Source organism: Streptosporangium sp. NPDC000563 (assembly GCF_040299985.1).
GTDB lineage: Bacteria > Actinomycetota > Actinomycetes > Streptosporangiales > Streptosporangiaceae > Streptosporangium.
This window is the reverse complement of sequence record NZ_JBEPDA010000015.1, coordinates 143726-158646: the sequence shown is the minus strand read 5'-3', so window position 1 is coordinate 158646 and position 14921 is coordinate 143726. Positions and strand designations below refer to the sequence as shown.

Here is a 14921-nt window from a genome sequence, read left to right as displayed (position 1 = left end):
CCCCCGGGCGCGAGGAGATGCGGTGAGCGGGCGAGACGAGGTGCGGGTGGTGAGCGGGCAGGCCGGGGTCCGGATGAGCGGACGCCGTGGGATCCGGATCGGCGAGGGGTCCGGAGGCCGCGGAGCCAGGGCCACGCGCGCGATGGAGGAGGGGTCGTGAGCCGTGCCTCCCAGGCGCGCAGCCGCCTCGCCGTCCGATACTTCGACGATCGGATTTTGCTGACCGACTCGTCGGTCTGGGCCTATTTCAGGCTTCCCACCGTGAGCTACGAGTTCATCACCCCCGAGGAGCGGGAGGCGCTCGCCACCAACATCACGATCGCGCTCGCCGCCATCCGCATGCCCGACGCCGAGGTCCACCTGCGGGTGGCGCACCGCACCTACCCCGCCGCCGAGTGGGCGATGGCGCTGAACGCCACCTCCGACGAGGGGCCGGGCTGGCGCGACTACCTGGAGGACATGTATCGCCACGTCTGGGCCAAGGACTTCTGGACCAAGGAGGTCTATCTCGGCGTGCGGCTCGGCACGCGCGGGCGGCAGCTGGGCACCGGGGTCCTCTCGCAGCTCTTCGGTTTCTACCAGCGCAGTGAGAAGGCCCTGGGCATCGAGGACGACCACGTCCCCAAGGCGGAGATCGCCAAGTGGTCCGAGCAGGCGGAGCGGCTGGGCAGGGCGCTGTCCGCGAGCGCGCTGTACGCCAGGCACGCCACCTCCGTCGAGCTCGCCTGGCTGTTCCAGCACGCCACGACCGGTTCCCTCGGCGACCCCCCGGCCTCGGCGAGTCCCAAGCGCCGCTGGGGGCAGGGGGAGATCGAGTCCCTCGTCGAGGGGCAGATCCACAACGGCAGGGCGCTGCTGCGGATCGAGCAGCCGCAGGGCGACTCCTACGTCGCGCACATGTCCTTCGCCCGCTTCCCCGACCTCATGCCCTTCCCCGACGGCGAACCCTGGATGCACTTCGCCGACCAGCTGCCCTTCCCGGTGGAGATCAGTTCGAGGATGCGGCTGATCCCGCCGGTCAAGGCGAGCAAGGACGTCGCGCGCAAGCTCGCCCATGCCCGTGACATGGACATCCACATCCGTGAGGCGGGCGCCGAGGCGCCGCTCGCGCTCGCCGAGCAGATCGACGCGGCCAGGATGCTGGAGCACGGCATCACCAAGGAGCGTCTGCCGTTCGTGTACGGCTGGCACCGTCTGATCGTGTCGGCCCCGACCGAGGAGATCTGCGTGCAGCGGGTCGAGGCGGTCGTGGAGCACTACCGCGACATGGGCATCGACATCGTCAACTCCACCGGCGACCAGTTCTCGCTGTTCTGCGAGACGCTGCCGGGAGAGCGGGTCCGGGTGAACGCCTACGCGCAGCGGCAGCCGCTGCGCACCATCGCGGGCGGCATGGCCACCGCCACCGTCGACCTGGGCGACCGGACGGACGAGGGCGGCTCCGGCTGGATGGGCCCGTACGTCGGGGAGACGCTGGGCAGGGCGCGCAGCATCGTGCACTTCGACCCGCTGGTCGCGGCGACGCGCAACCGGCCGACGGCGATCGCCATCACCGGCGAGCCCGGTGGAGGCAAGACCACGCTCGCGCTGCTGATGATCTACCAGATGGCGTTGCGCGGGGTGACGGTCGCGGTGATCGACCCCAAGGGCGACGCCGAGTCGCTGGTGCAGCTGCTGCAGAAGCGGGGCAGGAAGGCGCGGATCATCCCGCTCGGCTCGGCGGCTCCCGGCCTGCTCGACCCGTTCTCGTTCGGTGACGACCTGGCGGCCAAGAAGACGATGGCCACCGAGACCCTGCGTCTGCTGCTGCCTCGCATGTCGGAGGAACGCGAGTCGGCGATGATCCAGGCGGTCGCCGCGGTCTCCAACGGCCAGGACCCGTCGCTGGGCAAGGTCGTCGACTTCCTTGAGCAGACCGAGGACGCCGCCTCCAAGAACCTGGGCGCGGTGCTCCGCTCCATGTCGGACATGCATCTGGCCAGGCTCTGCTTCGACCCCTCGGGGGGCGACCAGATCGACACCGAGGGCTGGACCACGGTCTTCACCCTGGGCGGCCTGACGCTGCCCGACGCCTCCACCGGCCGCGACGACTACTCCTACGAGCAGAGGCTGTCGGTGGCGCTGCTCTATCTCGTCGCGCAGTTCGCGCGGGGTCTGATGAACGGCCTGGACCGGCGGACGCCCAAGGCGATCTTCCTGGACGAGGCGTGGGCGATCACCTCCACGCCCGAGGGGGCCAAGCTGGTGCCCGAGGTCAGCCGGATGGGCCGCTCCCGCAACACGGCGCTGGTCCTGGTCTCGCAGAACGCCGGCGACCTGTTGAGCGAGCAGGTGACGAACTGCCTGTCGTCGGTCTTCGCCTTCCGCTCCACGGAGCGGGTCGAGGTGGAGCACGTGATGGCGCTGCTCGGGGTCGAGCCCTCCGAGGAGCACAAGGCGGTGCTGCGCTCACTCGGTAACGGCGAATGCGTCTTCCGGGATCTGGACGGTCGCGCGGGCCGTATCGGGGTGGACCTGATCTCGGACGAGCTGCTGCGTTGGCTCGACACGAATCCGACCCACGACAAACCCGACGAGAAAGTGCATGATCTTCCTGGGGGCGACAGAGTCGGTAGGCCGGGGGCTGCGGCGCTGGAGGTGCGGTCATGAAAGGCTCCCTTAAGGGATTCGAGGGCTTTCGCGGGAGACGGCCACTCGGAGGGCCGAAGGGTCTCCGAGGGCTCCGTGGCTTCCGCGAGCTCCGAGGGCTCCGTGGCATTCGCGGGCTTCGCGAGGTCCGCGGGCTTCGTGAGGCCCGAGGCACAACGGGCTCTCGCCCGGGTTCCCACAGGGGACGGCTGGGCAGGCGGATCGCGATCGGGCTGGTCGTGCTCGCCGCCTTCCTCGCGCTGCCGCTGGCGTTCCCCGGCGACACGTCCACGGCCGTCGCCGCGGCTCCCTGTGACATGTCTCCCGACCTGTCACCCGACATCGTCGCCGGAGGCGTGGACGGCCTGATCCAGCCGCCGCTTCCCGACCCGCCCGCGACGGGCGCCCCCGCGGCACAGGCCCCGGCGGCGGCCCAGGGCAACTACGCGACGTACGGCATGAGCGGCCAGTTCTGGCACACCCACCTGCTCGGCTGCGACGACATCGCGGCCGTGATGGGCAACGCGATGGCGAACACGGTCTTCCTGTGGGCGAAGGCGCTGGACCGGTTGACCATCACGACCTACCAGGCGGCGGCCACCGAGGGCCCGCTGGAATCGATCAAGAACGTCGTCGACGACATCGTGGTCCGTCTGGCCGACGCCATGTACTGGCCGTACCTGCGGCCGCTGGTGATCCTCGGCGCCATCTGGCTCGCCTGGTACGGGCTGATCCGCAAACGCGCCACCACCACCGCCGAGGGCGTCATCTGGATGGTCCTCGCGGTCACGGTGGCCGTCTGGTTCTTCAGCCGCCCCGGCGACCTCACGGGCATGGGCAAGATCGTCACCGACAAGACCGGCGAGGTGGTCAACTCCGCATTCGCCGGGCTGCCGGGCGCGGGCGGGACCTCCTGCCTGCCCGCACCGGGTGAGGCGAACCCGCAGGTTCAGGGCGGCGGATACGGGCAGAGCGGCGTGCCCGGCGTCGAGCAGAACGCCGACGCGCTCTGGTCCACGCTGGTCTGCAAGCCGTGGCTGATGGGCCAGTTCGGCACGGCCGACCCCGAGGCCCCCATCATCAAGATATTCGGCGCCAAGCTGCTGGAGATCCAGACGATCGACGCGACCGAGCTGAAGGCCCAGCAGGTGCCTGAAGCGGGCTCCCACCAGGCGCGATACGAGACGGAGATCGCCGACAAGCTGCAGAACACACCGTACTTCCCCCTCTTCCAGGGCAAGGACTGGACGAACCGCCTGGGGGTCGCGATCGGCGCCTTCATGGCCGCGGTGGTCGCGGGACTGCTGATCTTCCTGGTGGCGGTCTCGCTGCTGGTGCTCAAGGTCGGGTTCCTGCTGCTGCTCATTCTCGCTCCGGTCTTCCTGCTGATCGGCGTCCATCCGGGATCCGGGCGGATCATCGCCATGCGCTGGGTGGAGATGCTGATCGGCACCCTGCTCAGACAGGCGGTGCTCGCCCTCGTCCTCGGCATACTCGTCTACGGCTACGCCCTGATCATCTCCACCGCGATGCCGTGGGGCATGCAGGTCATGTTCATGGCGATCCTCACGATCGCGGTGTTCTTCTACCGGAGGCCGTTCCAGCACCTGTTCTCGTCCATGGACGGGCACACGCTCACCACCCGGATGCTCGGCGACGCGGCGTCCGCGCCGACCCTGCAGCGGGCGGCGTCCGCGCTGCCGCCGGTCGCGGCGGTCAGGGCGGGCCGGTGGGGGATGCGCAAGGCCGAGCCGGTGCTGCAGGCGGCCGCGATGGTCGGCGGAGCCTCGGTCGGCGCGGCCGCGGCGGCAGCGGTCGCCCAGGGCAGGGTCCGTGGCGAGGAGGGCGGTGCCACGCCGAACACGCCGTCGGGCACCCGGGTGCCGACCGGCGCCCAACCGGCGCCCCTCGACACCGACGCCCAGGCCGCGGGCAGGCGCAAGGGCACCGGCAGACCGGTCACCGCGGCCCGCGCCGGCGCGGCGCCGCCGCTCAACCTCTCCGGAGCCGGTACGGGAGGCAGCGCGCCTCCGACCAGGTCCGGAGGATCCTCGGGACGCGGCTCGGGAGGGACGGGCTCCTCGGGAGGCTGGTTCGGCGGCCGTTCCGGCGGCTGGGCTCCGCAGGGAGGCTCGGGCGGCCGATCCTCTTCGGCGGGCAGGTCGTCGGGTTCCTCCGCCCCCGCGGTGCGGCCCTCGGCGCCCGCGCCCGGCAGGTCGTCCGGTTCCTCGGGCTCCTCGGGCGGCGGCGGTCGTTCCGGTGGGAGCATCTTCGGCGGCGGCGGTTCGTCCCGGGGGTCCTCGGGATCCGGCTCCTCGCGGGGCGGCTCGGGCTCGGGATCGCGTAACGGCGGAGGTTCCTCCCGCGGCTCCTCGGGGTCGGGAGGCTCGGGGTCGGGCGGAAGCATCTTCGGCGGCTCCCGGGGCTCCGGTGGCTCACGAAACCGCGACTCCGGAGGCAGGTCGTCCGAGGCGCCCCCGCTCTGGATCACCCGGCGGGTGGAGCGCGGCGGGGAGGCCGGTGAGCCGCCGCCGTTCTGGCTGCGTTCGTCCAACCGCGACAAGGACTGACCGTGGTCGAGGGAGGCAGTCGGCGGGGAGCCGTCTTCGCGGTGCTGGTCGTGATACTCGCCGTTGTCGGCGTCTACCTGACCATGTGGCCGGACACCAGTGAGGGGCCGGGGCAGCCGGCCGGTGTCACCCGTACGGTGGCGGCTGGGCAGGAGGCGGCGGAGGAGCCGGCCCGTCCGGCGGCGACGGCGAGTAACGCGCCCTTCGACGTCTACTCCTACCTGCCGATGACCAAGCAGGAGCTGGCCGCGGCGGCCGACTACGCGCAGCGTTTCACCGCCGAGTACGGCACGTTCAGCTACGACGAGGACCCGGCGGTCTACGGCGACCGCCTCAAGGGATACGTCACGGCGGAGTTCTCGGGGACGCTGCTGCGGACCGTCACCTCACCGGGCACCGTCGAGGCGAACAAGGCCGACGAGATCGTGTCGATCGGTACGGCGCGGGTCAAGGGGATCCGGCAGATCGACAGCGCCTCGGTGACCTTCGTGGTCGTCGGCACCCAGAACGTCACGGCGAGGAGCGGGGCGAACGAGCGGACCGCGGAGTACGCCGTCACGCTCATCCAGGCCGGCGCGGAATGGCGGGTCCACGATCTCCAGCCCGCGGACTCCGGCCAGGAGGGGGACGACCAGCCCGTCGAGAGCGGCGCCACCGGCGGGACCGGATGAGCGGCGGGATCGCGTACGGACGGGAGCGAGCGGGCGGGGCCGCGTACCGGCGGGATGAGATGGGCGGCAGGGTGGCATGAGGAACAACAAGCCCGTCCGCCTCGCGTTGATCCTCGGAGTCGCCGCGCTCTGCCTGATCACGCTGATCATGGCGCCGATGATGATGATCAGCGGGTTCCCCTCCTTCCCGTCGATCACCGGCGGGGCGGCGCAGCAGCCCGAGTGCGGAGAGGGCGACGAGGCGGCGGAGGACCAGTCGGAGACCGCGACGTCCGACATCCCCGAGGAGTATCTGAAGCTGTATCGCGAGCACGGCAAGAAGGTCGGCGTGCAGTGGAACGTGCTCGCCGGGGTCGGCAAGCGCGAGACCAACCACGGACGCTCCACGCTCCCCGGGGTGCGCAGCGGCACCAACTACGCGGGCGCGGCCGGGCCGATGCAGTTTCTCATCAGCACGTGGGGCGGCAAGGCCAAGATCAAGATCCCGTCCACGTTCAACGGCTACGCCTCCGACGGCGACGGAGACGGCTGGGCCGACGTGTACAACCCGGCGGACGCCATCCTAGGCGCGGCGAAGATGCTGAAGCGGAACGGCGCGCCGGAGGACGTGCGACGTTCGCTGTTCGTCTACAACCGCGCCTGGTGGTACGTCGACCAGGTGATGGAGATCGCCAAAAAGTACGCCAAGGACGGAGAGGTCACCGTACCGCCGGAGGCGGACGAAGACTGTGACGAGCCCATGCTGGAGGCGGCGCCGACGAGCACGGTGGCCGCGATCCTGGAGTACGCGCTCGCCCAGCGCGGCAAGCCCTACATCTGGGGCGGTACGGGTCCCGCGGGCTACGACTGCTCGGGGATCATCTACATGGCCTACCGGAGCGTCGGCCTGACCATCCCGCGCACCACGTTCGGCCAGTGGCCGTTCGGGGTGGAGGTTCCCGCGGGGGAGGAGCAGGCCGGAGACCTCGTCTTCTTCAACTCCGGTCCGGGAACGGGCCCGGACCGTCCCGGCCACGTGGGGCTGGTGGTCTCCCCGGGCAAGATGGTCGAGGCGAGGTGCCGGTTGTGCGGGCCGATCAAGGTCACCACCTACCGGGAGCGCACCGGGATCGTGGGGTTCACCCGGCCGCTGCGACACCCCCAGGTTCTCGCGCAACTCAAGACACGGGAGCAGGGCTGACAGAATCGAGAACCATGGAAAAGGTCGTTGTGGGCGCCGCCATCGTCGACGGCGACGGGAGACTGCTCGCCGCCCAGCGTGCCGATCCGCCGGAGTTGGCCGGAGGGTGGGAGCTGCCGGGGGGGAAGGTCGATCCGGGCGAGGACGAGCACACGGCACTGGTCAGGGAGTGCCAGGAGGAGCTCGGCGTGCTGATCGAGGTGGGCGAGCGCGTCGGGGGCGACTGGGCGCTCGCCGGCGGCTACGTCCTGCGGGTCTGGCTCGCGGTGGTCGCCGAGGGCAGGCCCGAGGCGAAGGAGCATCTGGACCTGCGCTGGCTGGCCGAGAGCGAGCTCTACGACGTGGCGTGGCTCCCCGCGGACCTGCCAATCGTCCGGGCGGTACAAGGTCGCCTCAACGATGGGCAAGGTCGGTTCAATAAGGATTGATCAACTCCGCAGCGTGACATAACTGCTACTGGACGTGGCGATGTCGCGTGTCCGTACCCGGGGAACGGAGATATGCGGTGACCTTAAGGTGGCGTGGTGCTGGGTTCGTGTCAGCGGTCGGAGCGGGAGTGCTCGTCCTCGGAGCCTCGGGGGTGTACGCCGTTCAGCTGGACGAGTCGGCCCCGTCGCCCCTCGACCTGACCACCGTGGCCGATTCGGGCGCGTGGGCACGGGGGAGCGGCGCCGAGCGGGTGATCCGCTACCGGATCCGGCTGCGGGGGCCGGGCACCGACGCCCGGCTCGCGGTCCTGACGACCCCCGCCGAGGCGCTCAGGGGCATCGAGTGCCCGGAGGAGACCAGGTCGTCGGCGCCCCTCCCGAAGGGGGCGGGGGTGTGCGTGGTCGGAGCCCTGCCCGCCGAGGGCGGCTCCGTCGACGTGCTGCTCGCCCTGCCGGAGCGCCCGCGTGATCTCACGGTGTCCGCCCTGGCCCGGACGATCGGCCCCGACGGCAAGACGGTGAGCCAGCGGGCCCAGAACACGATCAAGAGCACGGACGCGGTGATGCGGCGAGGCGGGGGTGCCGCCGAGGTGCCGGAGACGCTGGAGCACGCCCGCGTCGCGCGGGAGGCGAGGCCCGCCGAGCCCCGCGGCGGTGTGGGAGCTCCAGGTGCCGCCAGCATGGTCCTCAAGGTGCCCCAGACGGCCGAGGAGTCGGGGGAGGCACCATTGGGCGCACCCGATGTCTCGGAGGCGCAGAGGGCCGAACAGCGCATGTCGGCGTTCCTTCTCGATCTCGCCGGGAAGGCGTTCGTCGCGCCGCCCGCTTCGGGTCCTGACGCGGGGGCGAACGCCGCCGGAGCCACCGCCGATCAGGGAACGTCGCGGGGAGCCGGGGTGCCCGTGAACCCGCGGACGGGCGCGCTTCCCGGCGCCCCGGGGGCGACGGGAGGTCCGGCGGCCTCCCACGAGACGCGGGACACGGTGCCGGGCGGGCGCGGGGAGGCCGGGTCTCCGGTGGCCTCCGCCCGGGTTCCCGAAGGGGCGGCTCCCGGTCGCCCCGCGGCCCCGCTTCCTCCCGGTGGCTCGGCCGCCGCGCTCCCTCCCGGTCGCCCCGCAGTCCCGCTCCCTCCCGGTCGTCATACGGCCCCGCTTCCTCCCGGTCGTCCGCAGGAGGGAACACGGCTTCCGGACGGCGCCGCGGTTCCGGGCGCCGCGGCTCAGGGTGCCGCGCCGGAGGCCGGTACGGCGGTGCCGGGACAGGGAACGGCACCGGAACAAGGAGCGATCGCCATACCGCCGGCGGGAGCGCCCGAGCCCCCCGCCCTCCAAGGGCAGAACGGCAGGAACCACTCGGCCACGGGTGTCCAGACGGGCCGCAAGGCGGCCGGGCGGAAGGCGCGCGGGCAGCGGCACGCGGCCGGTCGGCCCGGTGCGCGCGAGCAGGGAGTGAACCCGCGGGCTCTCCTGCGGCAGGCGGGTCCCGGCGGGCAGAGGGCCGGGCTGCCTGGAATGCCGCAGACGGGACCCGGTCAGCCGGTTCTCCCGCAGATGGGACCGGGCCTGGAGCAGATGGGTCCCCTCTATCCCGGTTACCCGGGAAACGGGAAGAAGGCCGCCGGCCCGGGAGCGGGCCGGCCGATGGTCGGGCCGATGCCTCCCGGCTACCCGGGCATCGGACAGCCCGCCGTGCCCGGACAGGGCATGGGGCAGCCGATGCCTCCCGGCTACCCGGGGATCGGGCAACCGGGGCCGGCGGGACAGCCCGGCGTGCCGCAACAGGGTCCCGGTGGGCCGGTGGGCGGCCCGATGGTTCCCGGCGGGCAGGGAGCGGGGCAGCCTGGCGGGCCGCAGGCGCCGGGCGTTCAGCCCGGCGTACCGGGGGCCATGACGCCGCCGATCTCGATGGGCATGGCGGGAGCGGGTCAGATGCCGGGGCTCGCGAACGGTCTCCAGCTGCCGCAGGCGGGTCCCTTCCCCGCCGCGCAGGTCCCCGTCTCACAGGATTCGCGTCCGCAGGGGGCGCCCCTGCCGCAGGATCTCGACGGTCCGAGCGGTCAGGTCCAGCCGGTCGCCGAGTCAAGCCCGGTACTGACAGGGGCGACGGGTCTCCCGGCGGTAGGTGCGGGGGTGGGGACGTTGCTCGGCCTTCTGTGGCTGCAGCGGAGGATCCAGCGGCGTCGTCGGTCGCGACACGTTTTGTAAAACGCGGATTACTGTTATTTTTGCCCGACTAGTATTTCTTTGGCGTGTTCATGGTTGATTGCACGGAGGACACCGGTGACGCGAGCACGGCGCAGGGCAGCGTTCTCCGCCGTCGCGATGTCCGTCGGACTCAGCGGCGTCGTTCTGTTCGCCGTGGCGCCGTTCGCCGGATCCTCCGCGGCCGGCGCGACCGTCAGGACGATGGTCATCGAACCCTCGCAGGTCGAGGGGTGTGACGTCGATCCCGCGGGTCCCTGTGAGGAGCCCACGCCGGTCGTCACCGTCACGGTCACCGAGGATCCCGAGGTGCCGCAGGAGACGGTGACGACCACGATAACCGTCCCGGCGTCGCCGAAGCCCAAGCCCACGAAGACCACGGCAGCCCCTCCGCCTCCGCCGGAGACGGCGGTCGCGCCGCCGCCGGTCCAGGAGCCGCCCCCGGTGGTCCCGACCGCCGGGGCCAACACGCCGGAGAACACGGAGAACAGCGAACCCCAGTTCCCGCAGACCACCCCTGACCCGAACCAGCAGCTTCCCGCCGCCGATCCCACGCCGTCCGACACGGCCATGCTCGACCAGAGTTCCTCGGGCACCTCCGTGTACGAGATCCGCAACGCGGGTTCCGAGTTCGACGGGGCCACGCTGAGCCGTCAGCTCGGCATCCCGGCGCTCATCCTGGTGCTGCTGGTGCTGTTCGCCGTGCTGATCTTCGAGGGCAGGCTGCGCCGGATGGCCCACGCGGCGGCGATCCGCAGGGCCGGTCCGCGCGGCATGGACCCGATGGCCTACCCCGGCGGTCCCGGTTACGCCGCCGCCGGCCCCTACCAGGGCGGTACGGCCTACGCGCCGATCATCAGCTTCGTGCCCATGCAGATGTACGCCCCGGTCTACCCGGAGGGCTACACCCCCGAGCAGTATCCCCACGGGTACGACCAGACGACGGCGTACATGCCAGCGCCCGGTCACGAGCAGCCCCCGGCCACCGGCCACGGTGCCCCGTACGACCCGCGGACCGGCCAGGTGTATCCCGTGCCCCCCGGTCAGTCGCCTTACGGCCCGACGCTCCAGGAAGGCCCGACGCTTCAGGACGGTCCGGCGCCTCAGGGCGGCGCGGCGGCCTTCCAGGGCACCCCGCACCCCGGCCAGGACTCCCGTGAGGGACGCCTCCCGCAGGGGGCGCCGGAGTTCCCCGGTGCGCCGTTCCCGCAGGAGCCCGCCAGGAGCAGGCCGGGCGACGACCCGCTGGACGACTTGCGGCCGGCCGTCACCGATGACGCTCCCGGTCAGGTTCCCTCGCAGGACCGGCCCCTCAAGGACGGCATCCCGCCGTCGGGGCGGGAGCCGCAGGGCGACCTGGGCGGGTCGAAGGGCGAGGTCATGACCTTCGGACCCCAGCCTCAGGACGGTCCCGGTGAGGCACGTCCCGGCGGCGACCAGCCTCCCGCGGGTCCCGGCTCGACGGCGATCTATCCGATTCCCGGCCGGGAGACCGGCAAGTCCTCGGACAAGGATTCCGGTAAGGGCTCCGGCAAGAAGAAGCGCGGTCTCTTCCGCCGCTCCACCTGACCCGCCCCGCCCTTCCGAGCGCGGCGACGACGGCCTGTGCCGTCCGGCGCTCGGTCGTGGACGCGGCGGGCAGCCGTGGGCAGTAGTGGGCAGCCGTGGGCAGGGCGGCGCGGCCAGGGCGCGGACAGCGGCGCGTTGTCCGGGAAGGCCGCCCTCGGGGCGATGCCGAAGATGATTCGGTTTCGACGTGATAGGGGCGAGCCGGTTTGGGCAGGAGGAGCGGGCATCCTCCCGCGGGAGGGTCGGCCACTCTTTGTCGCATGAGAGAGACTCTCTGATTTGGGGTCTCTCCGTTTTGAAGAGAACGGAAAGAGGGGGCGCCGTGTCAACGGAGCCGGAAGCCCGCAAAGAGATGATCATGGCCGTGTCCGATCAGGGACGTCTGACGGCGATGCGTTCGGTGCTGTTCCACGTCGGTGTGGCAGGCCGGGCCGGAATCAACGTGACCGACTTCAACTGCCTGGCCCTCCTCGACAAGGAGGGCCCTCTCACTCCCCACGACCTGGCCGTACGGCTGGGGCTGACACGCGGTGGCGCGATCACCGCGGTGGTGGACCGCCTGCAGAGAGCGGGGTACGTGCGCCGCGGCCGGGATGCCGCCGACCGGCGCCGCGTGCTCGTCGAGCTGGTGCGCGAGGGCCCCTACCGCGCGCTGCAGGAGATCCTGGGGGACCTCAACCGGGCCTACGCCGATCTCGCCGCGGACTACAGCGACGCGGAGCTGACGGTCATTCACGACTTCGCCGTCCGCGCCGACGACGTCATGCGGAAGCAGACTCGGCGACTGTGGCGGGACTGAGGCCTCCGGGAGCCCGTACGAAGCTCCCGGAGACGGCGGCAGGGAGGCTCGTGAAGGCCCTGAAGGTCAGGCCGGGAGAGCCCGTACGAAGGCCCTGAAGCCTTAGGCCGGGAGGAAGGCCCTGAAGCCCGTGAAAAAGCGCGAACGGCGCCGTCCCCGGGAGAGCCCGTGGACGACGCCGTGAGACGCGGGAAGGTCAGGTCTTCGAGCTGGAACGCTTGAAGATCTTGTTGCCGAGCCAGACCAGCGGGTCGTACTTCCGGTCGACGACGCGCTCCTTCATGGGGATCAGCGCGTTGTCAGTGATCTTGATGTGCTCGGGGCAGACCTCGGTGCAGCACTTGGTGATGTTGCAGTAGCCGAGGCCGTGCTCCTCCTGGGCGGAGTCCTTGCGGTCGGCCACGTCGTACGGGTGCATGTCCAGCTCGGCGATCCGCATCAGGAAGCGCGGACCGGCGAAGTTGGTCTTGTTCTCCTCGTGGTCGCGGATGACGTGACAGACGTTGTTGCACATGAAGCACTCGATGCACTTGCGGAACTCCTGGGACCGCTCGACGTCGATCTGCTGCATGCGGTACTCGCCCGGCTTCACGTCGGCAGGAGGGGTGAAGGACGGGATCTCCCTGGCCTTCTGGTAGTTGAACGACACGTCCGTGACGAGGTCCTTGATCACCGGGAACGTCCGCATGGGCGTCACGGTGATCGTCTCCTCCTCGGTGAAGGTGGACATCCGGGTCATGCAGCCCAGCTTCGGCTTGCCGTTGATCTCCATCGAGCACGAGCCGCACTTGCCGGCCTTGCAGTTCCAGCGGACGGCGAGGTCGGGAGCCTGGGTCGCCTGCAACCTGTGGATGATGTCGAGGACGACCTCGCCCTCGTTCACCTCGACCGTGAAGTCCTCAAGCTTGCCCTCGCCGCCCTCGCCCCGCCACACGCGGAACTTCGCCTTGTAACTCATGGTTACTCCTCGGCCAGCGCGTCAAAGGCGGCCAGCTCTTCCTCGGTGATGTACTTCTTCAGCTCGTCCCGGTCGAACAGCGTGATGAGGTCGTCCCGCATCGGAGGCTGCACCTTCTCCTCCACCGTGATGCCGGAGGCGTCCGGGGTGAGGGAGCAGCGCAGGATCTTGGCCCGCCACTCGGGCGACATGCCGGGGAAGTCGTCGCGGGTGTGACCGCCGCGGCTCTCCTGGCGCAGCAGCGCCGCCTTCGCGACGCACTCCGAGACCAGGAGCATGTTGCGCAGGTCGAGGGCGAGGTGCCAGCCCGGGTTGTAGATGCGGTTGCCGGCCGCGCCGACGCCCTGGGCCCGCTCCTTGAGCTTCTCCACCGCCTCCAGCGCCTCGGAGACCTCCTCGGCCTTGCGGATGATGCCGACCAGCTCGTTCATCGTCCGCTGCAGCTCGTGGTGGACCTCGTACGGGTTCTCGCCGGTGCGCTCCAGCGGGGCGAGCGCCTCCGCGCTCGCCTCGGCCACGGACTCCTCGGAGATCGTCGGCCGGGCCGCGAGACCGTCCACGTACGAGGCCGCTCCGGCGCCCGCGCGGCGGCCGAACACCAGCAGGTCCGACAGCGAGTTGCCGCCCAGCCGGTTGGAGCCGTGCATGCCGCCGGAGACCTCACCGGCCGCGAACAGGCCGGGCACGTCCGCCGCACCGGTGTCGGCGTCGACCTCGACGCCGCCCATGATGTAGTGGCACGTCGGGCCGACCTGCATGGCCTCCTTGGTGATGTCGACGTCCGCCAGCTCCTTGAACTGGTGGTGCATCGACGGCAGCCGCTTGACGATCTCGGCGGCCGGGAGACGGGTGGAGACGTCGAGATAGACGCCGCCCTGGGGTGACCCGCGACCCGCCTTCACCTCGGAGTTGATGGCCCGCGCGACCTCGTCGCGGGGGAGCAGCTCCGGAGGGCGGCGATTGTTCGCCTGGTCGGTGTACCAGCGGTCGCCCTCCTCCTCGGTGGTGGCGTACTTGTCCTTGAACACGTCCGGGATGTAGTCGAACATGAAGCGCTTGCCCTCGGAGTTTCTCAGCACCCCGCCGTCACCGCGGACGGACTCGGTGACGAGGATGCCCCGCACCGAGGGCGGCCAGACCATCCCGGTGGGATGGAACTGGATGAACTCCATGTTGATCAGCTTCGCGCCGGCGAGCAGGGCGAGCGCGTGGCCGTCGCCGGTGTACTCCCACGAGTTGGACGTGACCACGTACGACTTGCCGATGCCGCCGGTGGCGAGCACGATCGCGGGGGCGTCGAACAGGATGAGCTTGCCGTTCTCCCGCCAGTAGCCGAAGGCCCCGGAGATCGCGCCGCTCCCGCCGGGACCCGTCTCCTTGAGCAGGCGGGTGACCGTGCACTCCTGGAAGACCTTGATGTACGCCTCGGCGTCGCCGTGGGTCTTCTCGTCCTCCTGCTGGAGCGCGACCACCCGCTGCTGCAGGGTGCGGATCAGCTCCAGGCCCGTGCGGTCGCCGACGTGCGCGAGCCGGGGGTACTCGTGCCCGCCGAAGTTGCGCTGGCTGATCTTGCCGTCCTTGGTGCGGTCGAACAGCGCGCCCCACGCCTCCAGCTCCCAGACCCGGTCGGGGGACTCCTTGGCGTGCAGCTCGGCCATCCTCCAGTTGTTGAGGAACTTGCCGCCGCGCATGGTGTCGCGGAAGTGCACCATCCAGCTGTCGTCGCTGTTGACGTTGCCCATCGCGGCGGCCGCGCCGCCCTCGGCCATGACCGTGTGCGCCTTGCCGAACAGGGACTTGCAGACGATCGCCGTCCGCTTGCCCTGCTGGCGGGCCTCGATGGCCGCCCGCAGCCCCGCACCGCCGGCGCCGATGACGACGACGTCGTATTCGTGACGCTCGATTTCCACAGGTGAT

At 70.9% G+C, this 14921-nt stretch carries 11 protein-coding genes; 9 read left to right on the top strand and 2 right to left on the bottom strand.

The genetic code is table 11. From position 1 onward, the window contains the following. Window positions 1-22 precede the first annotated feature (22 nt). The 9 genes from ABT352_RS28150 (at window position 23) to ABT352_RS28110 (ending at window position 12046) form a co-directional block, all read left to right on the top strand. Window positions 23-160, top strand: coding sequence for a hypothetical protein (locus ABT352_RS28150; RefSeq protein ID WP_350947953.1), 138 nt, complete (start codon window positions 23-25; stop codon window positions 158-160). Further along, complete coding sequence (locus ABT352_RS28145; protein WP_350947952.1) at window positions 157-2649, top strand: ATP-binding protein; 2493 nt, start codon at window positions 157-159, stop codon at window positions 2647-2649. Before ABT352_RS28150 ends, ABT352_RS28145 begins: the two co-directional genes overlap by 4 nt. Window positions 2650-2867: 218 nt before the next feature. Beyond that, window positions 2868-5198: a type IV secretion system protein gene (locus tag ABT352_RS28140; protein WP_350947951.1), complete on the top strand. Its 2331-nt coding sequence runs from the start codon at window positions 2868-2870 to the stop codon at window positions 5196-5198. Between the two features lie 2 nt (window positions 5199-5200). Continuing rightward, complete coding sequence (locus ABT352_RS28135) at window positions 5201-5869, top strand: hypothetical protein (protein WP_350947950.1); 669 nt, start codon at window positions 5201-5203, stop codon at window positions 5867-5869. Between the two features lie 76 nt (window positions 5870-5945). After that, window positions 5946-7049: a C40 family peptidase gene (locus ABT352_RS28130; RefSeq protein WP_350947949.1), complete on the top strand. Its 1104-nt coding sequence runs from the start codon at window positions 5946-5948 to the stop codon at window positions 7047-7049. A gap of 14 nt (window positions 7050-7063) precedes the next feature. Continuing rightward, entirely contained in the window at window positions 7064-7477 is a 414-nt protein-coding gene (locus ABT352_RS28125) for a (deoxy)nucleoside triphosphate pyrophosphohydrolase (protein WP_350947948.1), read from the top strand. Window positions 7478-7584: 107 nt separating this feature from the next. Beyond that, window positions 7585-9681 (top strand): hypothetical protein, encoded by a 2097-nt coding sequence (locus ABT352_RS28120; RefSeq protein WP_350947947.1) that lies wholly within the window; start codon window positions 7585-7587, stop codon window positions 9679-9681. 75 nt (window positions 9682-9756) lie between these two features. Continuing rightward, entirely contained in the window at window positions 9757-11247 is a 1491-nt protein-coding gene (locus ABT352_RS28115; protein ID WP_350947946.1) for a hypothetical protein, read from the top strand. 358 nt (window positions 11248-11605) lie between these two features. Next, window positions 11606-12046: a MarR family transcriptional regulator gene (locus ABT352_RS28110; RefSeq protein ID WP_350947945.1), complete on the top strand. Its 441-nt coding sequence runs from the start codon at window positions 11606-11608 to the stop codon at window positions 12044-12046. Between the two features lie 196 nt (window positions 12047-12242). Here the strand turns inward: ABT352_RS28110 and ABT352_RS28105 are convergent, their stop codons facing one another. After that, window positions 12243-13004 (bottom strand): succinate dehydrogenase/fumarate reductase iron-sulfur subunit, encoded by a 762-nt coding sequence (locus tag ABT352_RS28105; RefSeq protein ID WP_350947944.1) that lies wholly within the window; start codon window positions 13002-13004, stop codon window positions 12243-12245. 2 nt (window positions 13005-13006) lie between these two features. Then, window positions 13007-14914, bottom strand: coding sequence for a fumarate reductase/succinate dehydrogenase flavoprotein subunit (locus ABT352_RS28100; protein WP_350947943.1), 1908 nt, complete (start codon window positions 14912-14914; stop codon window positions 13007-13009). Window positions 14915-14921 lie beyond the last annotated feature (7 nt).